The 15,895-nt window shown below is 62.2% G+C and carries 13 protein-coding genes; 7 read left to right on the forward strand and 6 right to left on the reverse strand.

Annotated elements, in window-relative coordinates:
• The first annotated feature begins 217 nt into the window (after nt 1–217).
• Nucleotides 218–2,089 carry a SurA N-terminal domain-containing protein gene (locus AC1RCO_RS00550; protein WP_103290744.1) on the forward strand — a complete coding sequence of 624 codons (1,872 nt, stop codon included), beginning with the start codon at nt 218–220 and terminating at the stop codon, nt 2,087–2,089.
• 69 nt (nt 2,090–2,158) lie between these two features.
• On the opposite strand, the gene AC1RCO_RS00555 is transcribed toward AC1RCO_RS00550, so the two are convergent.
• On the reverse strand, nt 2,159–3,124 hold the full coding sequence (locus AC1RCO_RS00555; RefSeq protein ID WP_207240007.1) for an AraC family transcriptional regulator ligand-binding domain-containing protein: 966 nt from the start codon (nt 3,122–3,124) through the stop codon (nt 2,159–2,161).
• A gap of 66 nt (nt 3,125–3,190) precedes the next feature.
• Here AC1RCO_RS00555 and AC1RCO_RS00560 point away from each other — a divergent pair, with 66 nt between their 5' ends.
• A complete protein-coding gene (locus AC1RCO_RS00560; RefSeq protein ID WP_207240008.1) occupies nt 3,191–4,069 on the forward strand; it encodes a sterol desaturase family protein in 879 nt (292 codons plus the stop codon).
• A 58-nt stretch (nt 4,070–4,127) separates the two neighbouring features.
• On the opposite strand, the gene AC1RCO_RS00565 is transcribed toward AC1RCO_RS00560, so the two are convergent.
• Nucleotides 4,128–5,333, reverse strand: coding sequence for an MFS transporter (locus AC1RCO_RS00565; protein ID WP_492617218.1), 1,206 nt, complete (start codon nt 5,331–5,333; stop codon nt 4,128–4,130).
• Between the two features lie 124 nt (nt 5,334–5,457).
• Between AC1RCO_RS00565 and AC1RCO_RS00570 the strand changes: the two genes are divergently transcribed.
• Nucleotides 5,458–6,357 (forward strand): LysR family transcriptional regulator, encoded by a 900-nt coding sequence (locus tag AC1RCO_RS00570; protein WP_401334786.1) that lies wholly within the window; start codon nt 5,458–5,460, stop codon nt 6,355–6,357.
• Between the two features lie 92 nt (nt 6,358–6,449).
• Nucleotides 6,450–7,295: a DUF2242 domain-containing protein gene (locus tag AC1RCO_RS00575; protein WP_015636345.1), complete on the forward strand. Its 846-nt coding sequence runs from the start codon at nt 6,450–6,452 to the stop codon at nt 7,293–7,295.
• A gap of 5 nt (nt 7,296–7,300) precedes the next feature.
• Here the strand turns inward: AC1RCO_RS00575 and aceE are convergent, their stop codons facing one another.
• Nucleotides 7,301–9,976: a pyruvate dehydrogenase (acetyl-transferring), homodimeric type gene (gene aceE, locus AC1RCO_RS00580; RefSeq protein WP_492617219.1), complete on the reverse strand. Its 2,676-nt coding sequence runs from the start codon at nt 9,974–9,976 to the stop codon at nt 7,301–7,303.
• A 160-nt stretch (nt 9,977–10,136) separates the two neighbouring features.
• Between aceE and AC1RCO_RS00585 the strand changes: the two genes are divergently transcribed.
• Nucleotides 10,137–10,607 carry a MarR family winged helix-turn-helix transcriptional regulator gene (locus AC1RCO_RS00585; protein WP_019093768.1) on the forward strand — a complete coding sequence of 157 codons (471 nt, stop codon included), beginning with the start codon at nt 10,137–10,139 and terminating at the stop codon, nt 10,605–10,607.
• A gap of 11 nt (nt 10,608–10,618) precedes the next feature.
• Here AC1RCO_RS00585 and AC1RCO_RS00590 read toward each other — a convergent pair whose 3' ends face one another.
• Nucleotides 10,619–11,707, reverse strand: a complete 1,089-nt coding sequence (locus AC1RCO_RS00590) for a transketolase-like TK C-terminal-containing protein (protein ID WP_492617220.1) — start codon at nt 11,705–11,707, stop codon at nt 10,619–10,621.
• A 214-nt stretch (nt 11,708–11,921) separates the two neighbouring features.
• Between AC1RCO_RS00590 and AC1RCO_RS00595 the strand changes: the two genes are divergently transcribed.
• Entirely contained in the window at nt 11,922–12,047 is a 126-nt protein-coding gene (locus AC1RCO_RS00595) for a hypothetical protein (protein ID WP_011062261.1), read from the forward strand.
• Nucleotides 12,048–12,075: 28 nt separating this feature from the next.
• On the opposite strand, the gene AC1RCO_RS00600 is transcribed toward AC1RCO_RS00595, so the two are convergent.
• Together AC1RCO_RS00600 and AC1RCO_RS00605 are read right to left on the reverse strand one after the other, a co-directional pair.
• Nucleotides 12,076–13,116 carry an AraC family transcriptional regulator gene (locus AC1RCO_RS00600; RefSeq protein ID WP_077934513.1) on the reverse strand — a complete coding sequence of 347 codons (1,041 nt, stop codon included), beginning with the start codon at nt 13,114–13,116 and terminating at the stop codon, nt 12,076–12,078.
• A 4-nt stretch (nt 13,117–13,120) separates the two neighbouring features.
• Nucleotides 13,121–14,251: a carbon-nitrogen hydrolase family protein gene (locus AC1RCO_RS00605; protein WP_019093771.1), complete on the reverse strand. Its 1,131-nt coding sequence runs from the start codon at nt 14,249–14,251 to the stop codon at nt 13,121–13,123.
• Between the two features lie 509 nt (nt 14,252–14,760).
• Here AC1RCO_RS00605 and AC1RCO_RS00610 point away from each other — a divergent pair.
• Complete coding sequence (locus AC1RCO_RS00610) at nt 14,761–15,828, forward strand: fatty acid desaturase (protein ID WP_220222959.1); 1,068 nt, start codon at nt 14,761–14,763, stop codon at nt 15,826–15,828.
• Nucleotides 15,829–15,895: the final 67 nt, after the last annotated feature.

Genomic DNA, 15,895 nt, shown 5'->3' on the forward strand with positions numbered 1-15,895 from the left:
GGGTCTTTGCCCATCCGGGTCGGGGTCATGCCTGATCTGGCAGCGGGGCGCTAGTCAACCGGTCTACCACCGGTTCACGCCGAGGGTCGCGGGTTTAACCTTCGTCCGCTCCGCCAGTTACGAGAAGGCGCATCCTCGGATGCGCCTTTCTTCTATCCGGACTCTACCCACGCTCCACGGTTGCTCAAATTGAAGTACAACCGTTTCTGGGGGACGCATGCTGCAGAATATCAGGGACAATTCACAAGGCTGGATTGCCAAAACCATCATCGGGGTTATCGTCGCGCTGTTGGCGTTGACGGGATTCGATGCCATTTTCAAGGCCACTACCCACAATCAGGACGCGGCCAAGGTCAACGGTGAGGAAATCACTCAGAACGAGTTGAGCCAGGCCGTCGACATGCAACGTCGTCAGTTGATGCAGCAGCTGGGCAAAGACTTCGATGCCTCCCTGTTGGACGAGAAGATGCTGCGCGAAGCTGCTCTCAAAGGGCTGATCGACCGCAAGCTGTTGCTGCAAGGTGCGCAGGATTCCAAGTTCGCGTTCTCCGAAGGTGCGCTGGACCAGGTCATTCTGCAAACGCCGGAGTTCCAGGTTGATGGCAAGTTCAGCCCCGAGCGTTTCGACCAGGTGATCCGTCAACTGGGTTACACCCGCCTGCAATTTCGCCAGATGCTGACTCAGGAAATGCTGATCGGCCAGGTACGCGCCGGTCTGGCAGGCAGCGGTTTTGTCACCGACGCCCAGGTGCTGGCATTCGCCCGTCTGGAAAAGCAGACCCGTGACTTCGCTTCCCTGACCATCAAGGCCGACCCGGCAGCGGTCAAGCTGACCGACGACGAGGTCAAGGCGTACTACGACCAGCACGCCAAGGAGTTCATGACTCCGGACCAGGTGGTGATTGATTACATCGAATTGAAGAAGGCCGCCTTCTTCGATCAGGTCAGCGTCAAGGACGAGGACCTGCAAGCGCTGTATCAGAAGGAAATTGCCAACCTGTCCGAGCAACGCCGTGCCGCGCACATCCTCATCGAAGTCAATGACAAGGTGAATGAGGCCCAGGCCAAGGCCAAGATCGAAGAGATCCAGGCACGTCTGGCCAAGGGCGAAAGCTTCGAGGCATTGGCCAAGGAGTTCTCCCAGGACCCGGGTTCGGCCAGCAACGGCGGCGACCTGGGTTTCGCAGGTCCTGGCGTCTATGACCCAACCTTCGAGAAAGCCCTGTACGCCTTGAACAAGGACCAGGTATCGGCGCCGGTACGTACCGGCTTCGGTTTCCACCTGATCAAGCTGCTGGGTGTCGAAGCGCCGGAAGTGCCGAGCTTCGCCAGCCTCAAGGGCAAGCTGACCCGGGATCTGAAGACTCAGCAGGTCGAGCAGCGTTTCGTCGAGGCCACCAAGCAACTGGAAGACTCGTCGTTCGAAGCGTCCGATCTGGCACAACCGGCCCAGGACCTGAAGCTGACTGTCCACACTTCCGCGCCATTCGGCCGTGAAGGTGGTGACGGCATCGCAGCCAACCGCGCCGTGATACAAGCGGCGTTCAGCACCGAAGTCCTCGATGAGGGTGCCAATAGCACCGCCATCGAACTGGACCCGGAAACCGTGGTAGTGCTGCGTGCCAAGGAGCACCGCAAACCTGAGCAACTGCCACTGGAAAGCGTTGCCAGTGCCATTCGCACGCAATTGGCCAAAGAGCACGCCAGTGCCGCGGCCAAGACCAAGGCTGAAGAGCTGATCGCCAGCCTGCGCGACGGCAAGACCGCGCTGAACAAGCCGGTGGATGGCCAGGACTGGAAAGTCGCGCACGCCGTGACCCGTGGCCAGGAAGGGATCGATCCGACCGTGCTGCAGGCGCTGTTCCGCATGACCAAGCCTGAGTCCAAGGACAAACCGACCTTCACCAGCGTGACCCTGCCTAATGGCAACCTATTGGTGCTGCAGCTCAATGGTGTCAACGAAGCCGCTGCGCCGACCGAGGAAGAGAAGGCTCAATACCGTCGCTTCCTGGCCTCGCGGGTAGGGCAGCAAGACTTTGCCGCCTACCGCAAGCAGCTGGAAAACCAGGCGGACATCAAGCGTTACTGATGCCTGACCCACAGTGTTGAAAAGACCCCGGCCGCAATGCCGGGGTCTTTTTTTGGGCTGGAAAAAACCTCAGCCAAGGGTGTTCTTCCAGCGTTTGCGTGCATGCAGGTAGGCCGCCTGATCGTTGTAGCCCAACTGCAGGGCAATCTGGGCCCGGGATTCGCCTTGCAGTTGCAGATGCATTTCCAGCTCGGCGCGGGTCTGGTCGAGCAATTCGCGAAAGCTCAACCCCTGTTCGTCCAGGCGTCGCCGCAGCGTTCGCGGGGTTTGATGCAGTTGCGCGCAAAGGCTTTCCAGGGTTGGTGAGTGGCCGGCGGCCAGGGCCTGGCGACAAGCCGCTGCCACCTTGGCGGCCCAACCGCTCTGTCGCCGGTGCAGGGCCACCCGTCGATCCAGCTCCTCGCTCAGCAGTTCCAGCATGCCGGCGTGGCGGGTTTGCAGCGGCAGTTGCAGGGTTTGCGGGTCGAAGTAGAAACGGTTGGCCGGGCAATCGAATTCGATCCGCTCGCCGAACCAGTGATGGTACTGCGCGTGATAGGCCGGGCGCGGATGGCTGAAGCAGGCCAGTACCGGCTGCACTGTAAGGCCGGTGCCACGGCGCAACTGAGTGATGGACATGACGCCATAGTGCTCGATCAGGTAGCGGCCGAGTGGCGCCGATGTGTCGATATCAACCTCGACACCGGCCCCCCGGGTATCCGCCACCAGCTGTACCCGGTCGGTATCCGAACCCAAGGGCGCGTAGCGCACCCAGAACGCCATGGACGCGGCGACATCTGGACAGTACAGGCTGGCGTGGGCGATCACGTGCCAGTCCTGGGGGGTGAAGCGTTCGAACAGCTTGAGGCCGATGGCCGGCTCCAGCGCTGCCGCGGCGCGCCACAGCTGCTCCAGCTGCAGCAGGTTGTAGTCCTGCTGGGGGCCGGTGTTCTGGTCATCGAGAAAGCGTTGCAGGACTTCACCCAGGCGCCCGCGATGGAAACGCGGGGTCATGCCCTTGGCCGGATCTCGCGGAATTCTGTCCAGTTCGCGCATAGAGCGGGCTGCCTTGCTGATCTCTAATGGTGGGGCGATGCCCACAAGGATAAGAGCGAGAATGCCATGAACCACGACCTGCTGACCAACAACCCGCTGCTGATCGTTTCGGCGATCTTTGTGTTTTTCATCCTCCTGGAAATCACCTGTTCGGCCTTTGGCCAACCTCGCGGCCAGCGCCGTGATGTGTTGATCGAGGCGGTGGGCTCAAGCCTGTTGCTCGGTGTGACCTTTCCCCTGGTGATGTGGGCCAGCGGCGCGCTCATGCAGCTATCGCTGCCCGAAGCAAAGGGAGCACTGGCACAGATCCCCTGGGTACTCGGCCTGCTGCTGTTCCTGGTCTTCGATGACATGACCCAGTACTGGTGGCACCGATTGACCCACCGCGTACCGGCGCTGTACGCGTTGCATCGCGCGCACCATTCGGCGCCCTACATGAGCATTCGCATCGTCTACCGCAACAACAGCTTCTATTACCTGCTGATGCCCGGCATCTGGTTCTCGGGAGTGCTGATTTATCTGGGGCTGGCGCCGGTCTACTACGGTTACCTGATTCTCAAGATGACGGTGATCTTCGCCGCTCACAGCAGTGTGGCCTGGGATGACAAGCTGTACCGCATCGGTTTTCTGCGGCCGCTGATGTGGTTGCTGGAGCGGGTCTTTTCTACGCCGTCCACCCATTCGGCGCACCACGGCCTGAGCGCCGAGGATGGTGTGACCCATTACAAGGGCAACTTCGGCAACCTGCTGTTCCTCTGGGATGTGCTGTTTGGTACGGCGAAGATCACTCGGCGCCGGCCCGTTGCCTATGGCATCGAACACTTGGCACCCGTGAGCTGGACGCAAGAGTTGTTCTGGCCGCTGGTACGCAGCCGTAAAGCCCGCTCCAGTGCAGGGGCGAAGGTAGAGGGCGCCTTGCCGGCGAACCCTGCTTCGCGAGGCTAGGCATTCTTTCACGAGCCCTGGTGCTGGAGCCCCGGCCCCCCGAGCCGGGCGCCGGATTTTAAGTTCGGGCAGGGAAGCCCTGGCGCCGGGCGTTCATCGCCACCAGCAAGGTCACCAGCAACAGGGCGGCAATCACCCAGGGGAAGGTGGCCACGCCCGGCCCCCGCAGCAGCAGCGCGCCGCCCAGGCCGCCACCGGCGATTGCCAGGTTCCACAGGGTCACCAGCATCGACTGCGCGGTATCGGCGTGCTCGCCGGCGGCCTTGGCCAGCGCAGTCTGCAGCAAGGTGGCCATGCCGCCAAAGGACAGCCCCCAGATAGCGATTGCCCCATAGATTGCCAGTGGCCGGTCGCCGAGCAGGCCCAGCAGCAGGGTCGAGCCGATAAACAGCAGACAGCTGGCCAGTACCAGCTCACGCAGCCAGCGGTCGATCAGCAGGCCCACCAGCCAGATGCTCAGCAAGGCGGCCAGGCCGAACACCAGCAACACCCGCTCGATTTCCCCGCCAAGCCCGGCCGGCTCAAGAAAAGGCGCGATGTAGGTGTAGAGAATGTTGTGGCCCAGCACATAGGCGAAGGTCACGAACAGCACCGGCCGGATCCCCGGCAGGGTCAGGACACGACTCAGCGACAGGCGCTTCTGCGCCCGCAGCCCGGGGAAATCCGGCACTTGCACCAGTACCCAGCCGATCAGGCCCAGGGTCAGCACAGTCATCACGGCGAAACTCATGCGCCAGCCCAGCAGGGCGCCCAGCCAGGTCCCGGCGGGCATGCCCACCGACAGCGCCAGCGGCGCGCCGAGCATGGCCAGGGTAATCGCCCGGCCCTGCAAGTGTGGCGCCACCATGCGGCTGGCATAACCTGCCACTAGGGCCCAGAGCAAGCCGGCGAAGACTCCGGCAAAGAAGCGCGCCACCAGGATCAGGCTGTATTCGGTGGAGAGGGCCGTGATGCTGTTGACCACGGCGAAACCGCCGATGGCGATCAGCAGCAGGGGCCGGCGCCGCCAGCCCTGGGTGAGGAGGATCAGCGGAATGGCCGCCAGCAGTGAGCCCAGGGCGTAGACGGTCACCAGTTGGCCGATCAGCGCTGCAGACACACCCAGGTCGGCACTCATCTGCGGTAGCAGGCCGGCGGGCAGGGTTTCGGTCATCAGGGTGATGAACCCGGCAGTTGCCAGGGCCAGCAGGCCGCCGACAGGCAGGCGTTCGTGGGTTGTGGCAGGTACTTGCAAGGGTTCGCAGGCATTGACGCAATTGCTCATGGAAAGGCCCCGATGGGTGGGTTCGGAAGTGAGGGGCCTAGGGTAGGGCGCTGTTCATGGCGGAAAAATAGGCTAAGGTTCCGAACTTATCGGACACAGGTGTCCTTAATTTCGGAGCGACGCGATGGACTGGCTCGGCAGTATCCCGGTGTTTATGCAGGTGGCGGAAACCCGCAGCTTCACCGAAGCGGGGCGCCTTCTGGGAGTCTCTTCCTCGGCGGTTGGCAAAAGTATCGCCCGTCTGGAGGAGCGCCTGGAGACTCGTCTGTTTCATCGCACCACCCGCAGCATCAGCCTCACCGCCGAAGGCGCCGGATTCCTCGAACGCTGCCGCAGGATCGCCGCCGAAGTCGAGGCGGCGGAGTTCCAGCTATGTGACTCTTCCAGCGCGCCGGTGGGCAAGCTGCGGGTCAGCGCGCCGCAGGTCCATGGGTTGTTGATGCCGGTACTGGCCGAGTTCATGCAACGCTATCCGCAGATCGAGCTGGATATCGACCTCTCCGATCGCATGGTGGATGTGGTGGAAGAGGGTTTCGACCTGGTAGTGCGCACCGGCAACCCCAAGGACTCGCGGTTGCTGGCCCGGCAGCTGGGGCGCTTTCGCATGGTGCTGGTGGGCAGCCCCGGCTATTTCCAGCAGCGCGGCGTGCCGCATACCCCGCAGGAATTGCGCAGTCACTCCTGCCTGCGGCATACCTTTCACCACACCGGCAAGCTCGAGGCCTGGCCCTTCAAGGTTCAAGCGGATGCACCGGAGCCGGTGCTGCCCACTCGCCTGACCAGCAGCTCCATCGAGGCGGTGGAGCACGCGGCGCGCAGCGGGCTGGGCATTGCCTGCCTGCCGGACTTCATGGTCCAGGCCGCGGTGCGCCGTGGCGAGTTGCAAACCGTGCTCGACCCATACCTGGAGCACAACGGCGCCTTCTGGGTGTTGTGGCCCTCGAGCCGACATGCAGCGGCCAAGCTGCGGGTGTTGATCGAGCACTTGAGCGAGCGACTTTTTCCGGCAAACAGTGGTCAGTAAACTGATGAGAAATTTAAGGCACCAATTACCCGCGCTGCGGGACGCTGATCTGTTGCACAATACGCGCCGGAGCGTTTTCCTCAGGATTCTCGATGTTTAAATCATTTCATCTGCGCGCCACGGCCGGGGTGTTGCTGCTGTCTGCGGTGGCCGGCTGTTCGTCGCACAAGACCGCCATCTACGAGCACGAAAGCTTCGATGATTCCGGCACGTTTTCGCGCAATTACCCGGTGAGCGATGCCGCCTCCTGTGAGGCCGCGCGGCGTGCCCTGCTCAGCCAGGGCTACATCATCACCAGCAACGATCCGAAGCTGGTCAGCGGCCACAAGAGCTTCCAGCAGACCGGCGAGACCCACCTGGAAATCAGCTTCAACGTGGTTTGTGCCCAGGACGGCAGCGGCGACCAGCGTTCGACGATGTTCGCCAACGCCCTGCAGGACCGCTATGCGCTGAAGAAGGTGAACAACTCTGCCAGCCTCGGCGTGGGCGTGCTGGGCTCGGTGTCGATGCCGATCGGCTCTACCGATGATTCGATGGTCAAGGTGGCCAGCGAAACCGTGTCCTCGGCCAAGTTCTATGACCGCTATTTCGCCCTGGTGGAGTTGTTCCTGCCCCAGGAAGCGAAGAAGGCGGCGCATATCGAAGAGAAACCCAAGGCCGACCTCGGGGTTCCCGAGAACAAGCCCGAGGCGCCAGCCAAGCCCGAGCCCAAGGCGCAGCCAGTGGTCGAGCCTGCCCCTGTGGCCGCGCCGGCACCCGCCACCGAGCCTGAGCCTGCGGTCTCGCAACCCCTGGCTCCTCCGGTCGAGGCGGCGCCGATAGTGCCGGCAGCCAGCAGCGAGCCAGCGCCCGCCACACAAACCGTCACGCCGCCACCGGCCAGCAACCTGCCGCCGCCCAGCGAGCCGATTCCGGCCCTGCCGAGCAGCGGGCACTAAGGCTCCTAGACCGAGCTCGGGTCGACTTTTTCAGCGTCGATCCGATAGCGGCTCAAGGCTTCGCCGACCTGGCTGTAGGGTATCTCCCCGTCATCGGCCAGGGCTTTCAACGCCGCCAGGGCGATGAAATGCCGGTCCACCTCGAACAACTGCCGCAGGTTTTCCCGGGTATCGGACTGGCCGAAGCCGTCGGTGCCCAGGGCGACGAAGCGCCGACCCTCGACGAAGGGGCGGATCTGGTCGGCGAACAGTTTCATGTAGTCGGTGGCCACCACCAGCGGGCCTTGATGGCCTTCCAGGCATTGCTCGACATAGGCCGCTCGCCGAGGCTGCTGCGGATGCAGCAGGTTCCAGCGCTCCGCCGCCAGGCCCTGGCGGCGCAGTTCGGTGAGGCTGGTGGCACTCCAGATGTCGCTCTGCACCCCGAAGTCCTTCTCCAGCAGCTGCCCGGCGGCGATCACCTCGCGCAGGATCGAGCCGCTGCCCATCAGTTGCACCCGCGGGGCTTTGGCACCCTGGGCGGTGCTTGAGCTGAAGCGGTACAAGCCCTTGAGAATGCCTTCGCGAGCACCGTCGGGCATGGCCGGTTGTGGGTAGTTTTCGTTGAGCAGGGTGATGTAGTAATACACATCCTCCTGCTGCACATACATGCGCTGCATGCCTTCATGGATGATCACCGCCAGTTCATAGGCGAAGGTCGGGTCGTAGGAGATGCAGCAGGGGATCACCGAGGCGAGGATATGGCTGTGGCCGTCGTCGTGCTGCAGGCCTTCTCCCATCAGCGTGGTGCGCCCGGAAGTGGCGCCCAGCAGGAAGCCCCGGGCCCGCGCATCGCCGGCGGCCCAGGCCAGGTCACCGATCCTTTGGAAGCCGAACATCGAATAGAAGATGTAGAAGGGCAGGATCATGACCTGGTGGTTGCTGTAGGAGGTACTGGCGGCGATCCATGAGGAAATCGCCCCGGATTCGTTCAGGCCCTCCTGCATGATCTGGCCGTCCTTGCTCTCCTTGTAGTAGCTCAGTTGCCCGGCATCCTGTGGGGTATAGAGCTGGCCCACCGCCGAGTGGATGCCGATCTGGCGGAACAGGCTTTCCATGCCGAAGGTGCGCGACTCGTCAGGCACGATCGGCACCACCCGCTTGCCGATCTGCGGGTCCTTGAGCAGGGTGCCGAGGATGCGCACGAAGGCCATGGTGGTGGAGATCGCCCGGTCGCCGGTGTCCTTGAGCTGGGTGGCGAAGGCTTCCAGGGCCGGGATCTGCAGCGGTGCGCAGTCGTTGTAGCGAGCCGGCACATAGCCCCCCAGGCGGCTGCGACAGGCTGCGAAGTAACGGCCTTCCGTGCTGTCCGCCGCGGGCTTGAGGTAGGGCATTTCAGCCAGTTGCTCATCGCTGACCGGCAGTTCGAAGCGATCACGGAAGGCCTTCACTGCCTCGGCCCCCATCTTCTTCAGCTGGTGGTTGATGTTCTGGCCTTCGCCGGCCTCGCCCATGCCGAAGCCCTTGACGGTTTTCGCCAGGATCACCGTGGGCCGGCCGCTGTGGCGTACTGCGGCGGCATAGGCGTTGTAGACCTTGAGCGGGTCGTGGCCGCCCCGGGAGAGCTTCCAGATCTGCTCGTCCGAGAGATCGGCCACCAGCTCCAGCAATTGCGGGTACTTGCCGAAGAAATGCTCGCGTACATAGGCGCCGTTCTGCGACTTGTAGTTCTGATAGTCGCCATCCACGCACTCCATCATGCGCTGGCGCAGCAGGCCGCTGCGGTCCTTCTCCAGCAGCGCGTCCCAGCCGCTGCCCCAGATCACCTTGATCACGTTCCAGCCGGCGGCGCGGTACAGGCTTTCGAACTCCTGGATAACCTTGGCGTTGCCCCGTACCGGGCCATCGAGGCGTTGCAGGTTGCAGTTGACGACGAAGATCAGGTTGTCGAGTTTCTCCCGCCCGGCCAGGGAAATCGCCGCCAGGGATTCGGGCTGGTCCATTTCGCCGTCGCCGAGGAAGGCCCAGACCTTGCGCCCCTGGTGCTGCTTGAGCCCGCGCAGCTCCAGGTAGCGCATGAAACGCGCCTGATAGGCCGCGGTGATCGGCCCCAGGCCCATGGATACAGTGGGGAACTGCCAGAAGTCCGGCATCAGCCTGGGGTGCGGATAGGAGGAAATGCCCTGGCCGTCGGCCTCGCGGCGGAAGTTGTCGAGCTGGGCGGCGCTGATCCGACTTTCCAGGTAGGCGCGGCCGTAGATGCCTGGGGAGGAGTGGCCCTGGATGTACACCATGTCACCGTCGAAGCTGTCGCTGCGGCCGCGGAAGAAATGATCGAAACCCACGTCGTAGAGCACGGCTGCCGAAGCATAGGTGGCGATGTGGCCGCCCACGCCCGAATGCTTGCCGGCGCGCAGCACCATGGCCATGGCGTTCCAGCGGATCATCGCGTTGAGCTTGCGCTCGGTCTCCAGGTCGCCGGGGTAGGGCAGCTGCCGATCGGGGGCAATGGTGTTGATGTAGGGCGTGGTCACCCGGCCATGGAAGTCGCCGTGGCGTGCCACGTCGAAATCCAGCAACTGGTCGATCAGGTAATGGGCCCGCGGGCGACCTTCCACCGTCAGCACCGACTCCAGAGAGTCGAGCCACTCGCGGGTTTCCTGGGGATCGTTATCGAGGGTTGCACTGTTGTTCTGGGTCATACCTGGCTCCGTGTTGGGCGGGGTTCCAGCGCGCGGATTCTTGTGGAATCGGAGGGTATTCGGCGCCGGGAAAAGTAATTGCAATTGCAACTACATGGCCGAATCTATCCCGGCATGCGCTACTATTGCAACCCTTCTTCAAACCTTCGGATGGTGTGGCATGTCTTCAAAAGAGCCCGATGTCTGGTTCCGTTTTGTCAGGGCTCACCGGACGGTGATTCGCGAAATCGAGCGCCGCCTGGCCCAGGCCGGCTTGCCGGCGTACGCCTGGTACGACGCTCTCTGGGGCCTGGAAAGCGGCGCCGCAGGTACCCGGCGCATGCACGAATTGGCCGATGTGCTGGCCATCGAGCGCTACAACCTCACACGCCTGGTGGATCGCCTGGAAAAAGACGGCCTGGTGCAGCGCTCGCGCTGTGAGGGCGATGGTCGCGCGGCCTTTGTCAGCATCACCGACGAAGGGCGAAAGCTGCGCAAGAAGATGTGGAAAATCTACGAGGCGACAGTGGCCGAGCTGTTTCTCTCGCAACTGGACAGCGAGCAGAAACACGCCTTTGCCGATGCCCTGGAACGCACCGCGACCCTGGCTCGGGCGGCGGCCAATGGTGGCGACACAGGCTCCAGGGGCTGAGCCCGGTACCGTCAGGGCAGGCCATAGGTCGCCATGGCCTGTTCCACGCATTGCATGGGCAATTGCCCAGCGTCTGCCAGGCTCTTTAGTGCCAGCACGACGATCCAGCGAGCCTCGGGGCAGCGGCCGCGTCGCGGGTCGCGGGCGGCATCGAAGGAGTCGGTGCCCAGGGCCACCAGCTCGGCCTTGAGGTGAGGGCGTAGCTGTTCGGCCACCGCCTGGCCGTAGCCAGTCACTGCAATCACGGGCGCCGAGTCATCCGCCAGGCAGCGCTGCAGGTGTGAGCCGCGCTTCTCCTGCCCAGGATGCAGGCGATTCCAATGCTGCGCCGCAGCCGCTTCCCGCGCCAGGCGGGTGTAGCTGGGGCAACTCCAGAGCTGGCTGGCCACGTTCCAATCACGCTGCAGCAGATCCGCCGCGGCCCTGACCTGGGCAAACGCCCGGCCGGCGCCCAGCAGTCGCACGCGCCCCGCCGCTGGGTGGGCAGTGGTGTCCGTCACCTTGTACATCCCCTGCAATGCGGCTTGCCGTTGCTCGGGCGTCAGTTCCAGTTGCAGCTCATGGTCATGCAGGGCCAGGTAGTAGAAGCCTGGCTGGCCCTCGATATACAGGCGTTGCAGGGCCTCCAGGATAATCGCCTCGGCCTCCGCGCCAGTGGCCGGGTCGAATGGCAGGCAGTGCGGGTTGTGGGCCAGCCACAACGCCAGTGACGGGTCGGCACCCTTGGGCCATGGGGAGGTTTGGGTCTCACTGTCGTTGCACAGGATGCCCCGCGCCGCGGTCTCGGCGCTGACCGCGCACAACTGCGCCGAAGAACTGCAGCGGTGCAGATAGAGCAGGGGTTTTTCCGCGCTGTCGGTGGAGAACCACAATGGCCAGGCGCTGATCCGGGTACTCCTTTGTGGTGCGCTGTGGCTGCGCACCACAAAGGACTGGCGTGCGGTGCGCCGGTCCAGCTCCAGGGTATTGGCCATCTCCAGCACGGTGTTGAGTGGCGAACCGCCAGGGGGGCGGGCGCTCCTGAGCAGGTCCAGGCAGGCCTGGGCCGCCTGTTGCGCGAGGGCCTTGTGGCGAGTGGGGAAAAGTGAGGATGGGTTCATGCTCGGCGCCGTCCGCAAGGGGGGAGAGCGGCTACCCTAACGGATTGGCAAATATGATTGCAATTGCAATCGTTGCAGTTGCATCTGTGTTCGAGGGTTAAATTCCTCACGGGCTGTTACGTTTTAATGATAGAAATCCTGACCTGGGGGGTAGTATTTTTTCTGTCATCCCGGCACTTTATGCTGATCCCGATGGTCATTAGGCACAGGGCTATTGAACAAGGTCTTTCAACAACGGAAAAAGGAGTCCGCCATGGACGAATACCAAGAGGAACTGCTGGAGTATCAGGCTTTCGAGCTGGATCCTCTGGAACCTGCAGAAGACGCCACCGAGCTGTAACGCCGGTGGCGTTTTTTTTACCGTTTCTCTAGCCGAATTGTCGGTGGCTGCGGCGAAAATCCCCGGGGGTCTGGCCATTCCAGCGCTTGAAGGCCCGTTGAAACGCCTCGGCTGAGGCAAAGCCCAGCAGATAGGCAATCTCCCCGAACGCCAGTTCAGTATCGCGAATGTAGGTCATGGCCAGGTCGCGGCGGGTGTCATTGAGAATTGCCCGGAACTGCGTCCCTTCTTCCGCCAGCTTGCGCCGCAGGGTCCAGGTCGGCAGCTTCAGGCGCATCGCCACTTCTTCCAGGCCCGGCTCGCGGCCGCCATTGAGCAACGGCCCCAGCATCTGAATGATGCGTTCGCGCAGGCTGCGGGTGCGGGTCAGTTGTTCCAGTTCTCTCTCGCACAACTGCACCAGATGCCGCCAGGTGCTCGGGCAATGCTGCGGGTTGCGCAGGCCCAGGCTGGCCTGGCTCAGGCGCAGCTGGTTCTGTTCGGCGCCGAACTGGATAGGCGTGGGGCCGAGTACCGCATAGGCCTCGTGGTAGTCCGGGCGCTGGAATTCGATATCGATCTGTTCGGCGTGGATCGCTTGGTCGGCGACGCTGGACAACTGCTGCAGCCAGCCGGAGATGATCGAGTCCACCACGAAGCGGTTGTAGGCGTTGTACGGGCTGATGGAGTAGAAGCACAGCCAGGCGCCGCTGGCATCCTCATGAAAGCTCGACTGGCCGCGATAGTTGGAGCCATACAGAGCTTCGAAGCGGGTCAGGCAGCGGGCGGCTTCGCGCACGGTGGGGGCCTGGGCTGCGGTCACTCCGGCCAGGCCGGCCTGGCTCAGCCGGCTCAGGCGGCCCATGCGCAAGCCCAGGGCCGGGTCTCCGGTCAGCTGGATCGCCCCGTGGCCAAGGCGCATGTAGCGCGGGATTGACAGCCGCGCTCCTGCTTCGGCCAGGCGCGCGGCGTCCAGGGCGTACTGTTCCAGCAGTGGGGTGGGGTCCTGCCCGTAGCTGAGGACCGCGTCTACCAGGCTATGGACGAAGCCCACCGACAAGTCGCCCAGGCGCATCGGTGGGGTTTTCATTGGCCTACAACCAGATGTTCAGCAGACGGGCGCCGCGGTTGCCATCGTCGGCAAAGGTCTGGCCGTTGCTGTTGATGAAACTCTGGCCACTGCTGCGTTGGTCCCAGAACTGGCCGCGCAGGAACACGCTGACCCCGGCGCTGGCCAGGCTGCTGGGTGCGCGCGCAGTCAGTGTCAGGCGATGCCAGGCCTCCCCCTCGCTGACTTCCTCGGGCTTGAGGCTGACTTCGCTGGGGGTGGCGATGCTCTTGTATCCGCGCCAGGGTTTGTCCCAGCCATCACGGCCCATGACAAAGGCCGGGACCGCCACCAGTTGGGCGTGCTGGTCATTGAGCTTGCGGTAGTTGTCGGGGTACCAGCTGTCGCTGCCGATCAGCACACCGAGGCGCCCGGCCGGGGTGTCGATAACCTCCAGCGCTTTGTCGGCATCGCCCTTCACGTAGCCGCTTTCGGCGTAGGTCGGGTAGATCTGCCGCTGGGGCTGGCCCATGGGCAGGCCATCGCTGCCAAACACCAGGCTGCTGTTGTACAGGGCGCCGCTGCCGATCTGCAGGTTGCCCTGGCTGACACTGGGTTCTGGAAGAATGATGCTGCCGGCCACCAGGGTCACATGAAACTCCTTGGCCAGGCCGCCGAACAGCGACTGATAGTCCCGAGCCATCCTCTTGGCCTTCATGCGCAGGTACGCATCGTCCAGGCGGCTGTCACCCCTGGCGCTGATCAGCGCCTTGAGAAACGGCAGCGGGTTGCTCACCGCCAGCCAGTTCATTGCCTCCTTCAGCGAGGTGGCCTGATACAGCTCATTCTTTTCACCACTGACCATCAGCCAGGTGCCGACATGCTCGGGCAGCACGACGATGGTCTTGTCATTGACCAGGCCCTTGTCACGGGCTTGCTGCATGTAGGCCGCAAGCTTGCGATGCAGGCGCTCGATGCTCTGGTAGTCGGTGGGGAACAGCTCGGGCTGGATTGCCAGCAGGTTGCCGTGGTCGGCAGGCACACCCTGGTCCACCGCGAGCTGGATACGCAGGTCCGACAGGTAGTGCGCCCCTGGACGATCACGGGTCCAGATGGCGTAGCTGGTGATGGCGGCAAGCAGGGCCAGGGTGAGGATGATGTAGAGAAGTTTGCGCATGGGAAAACAGTCAGCGGCCGTGTGCTGGATCGTGACATTTCTCGGATATTTGGACCAAAGGTACAGGAAAACAGTGTGTTAGAGCGGTTTTTTGCATGAAATGGGTCATTTTCCGTGGCGTTTCGGGCTTTTACCTGGGCTGCGCCTGCGATGTCGCCTCAGGGGGGAGAGGGCTGGCAGGGTGCTGCGGTCCTGCGTCGAGCGAGTCAGGTTTAGTGCAGTTGCCCCTACTTTCTTCGAAGTTTGAGGTTTTGCACGTTGATGGGTTGTTCGACAATGAAGCAATCTTGAAAGTTCTTCAGGACTTACCCAAAGAGGCTCAGTAGTGGCGAACTAATAGTTCCAAAGTGGACTGCTGGGTCATTCATAACAGTTGTTAAAAAAACCAGCGGTCCAGGGGGCCACTTATCAGTTGTAGCCGCCGTTTCGGCCCAATTGGTTGTTTTGCTATCGAAGTATGTCTTTCTATTGAAGTTCGCCTCCACTCATTTTCTTCAAAGGATGAAGTGATGAACTCCATAGAAAAGGAACTTGATTGCGGTCGCTCCGTAACTGACCAGCAAAAGATCGAAGAAGTCACCCGCCAAATTACCGAGCATGGTAACGAACTACGCAGACGCTATCCTGTCCTGAACTATCAGAACGCCCTGGGTGCAAGTGCCATGGCTGTTTCGGTGACAGTTATGGTGGTGACTGGTGTGTTGTATGTGAAGGGCATCATGCCCGCGTGGTTGTGCATCTTGGTAAACGCGCTGTCGACCTCGATCATTCATGAACTTGAACATGACCTGATTCACCGTCTGTATTTCCGGAAACAGCCTCTGGCCCATAACTTCATGATGCTGCTGTGCTGGCTGACGCGCCCGGGAATGCCCAGCCCCTGGCTCAGGCGCGGCCTGCACTTTCATCATCACAAGGAATCCGGAACCGCCACCGATGTCGAGGCCTGGATCACCACCAGCGGCAACCCCTGGGGCATTCTCAGGCTGCTGAAGCTGATGGATGGCTTCCTGTTCGGCTTTGTAAATGCGGTCTGCGCGCCGGGCTGGCGGCAGAAAATGAAACTGCTGGCCAGGATCATTCGCCTCAATACCCCTTTCGGGCTCCTGTACTGGGGCAGCTGGTATGTGTTCCTGGGTTATCACTTGTCTACCTGGCTGGGCGGCCTGGCAGGAGTGCCGCCACCAAGTTCGCCGTTAGTGCTGCAAGTGATGAACGTGATTGATTGTGCAGTGGTCATTGTTGTTGCGCCGAATATGATTCGACAGTTCTGCCTGTATTTCATCAGTTCCAATATGCATTATTATGGTGATGTTGCGCCACGCAATGCTCTACAGCAAACCCAAGTAATGAACCATTGGCTGTTGTGGCCGTTCCAGTTGTTCTGTTTCAACTTTGGCAGTACTCACAGTATTCACCATTTTGTCGTGAAAGATCCTTTTTATCTTCGACAGATGACGGCGCCCTATGCCCATGAAGTCATGGGGAAGGCCGGAGTTCGTTTCAATGACTTCGGTACCTACAAGCGGGCAAATCGTTTCAAGTTGGATACGGTCCACTTTCAGTCCAGAGGCTGAAGATCTTTTGCACCTCTATTGCTCTTGTTATCACAGGTTTGCATTGCCGTTGACGAATGCAACCGGC

The organism is Pseudomonas sp. GW823-FHT03E05, assembly GCF_058796855.1.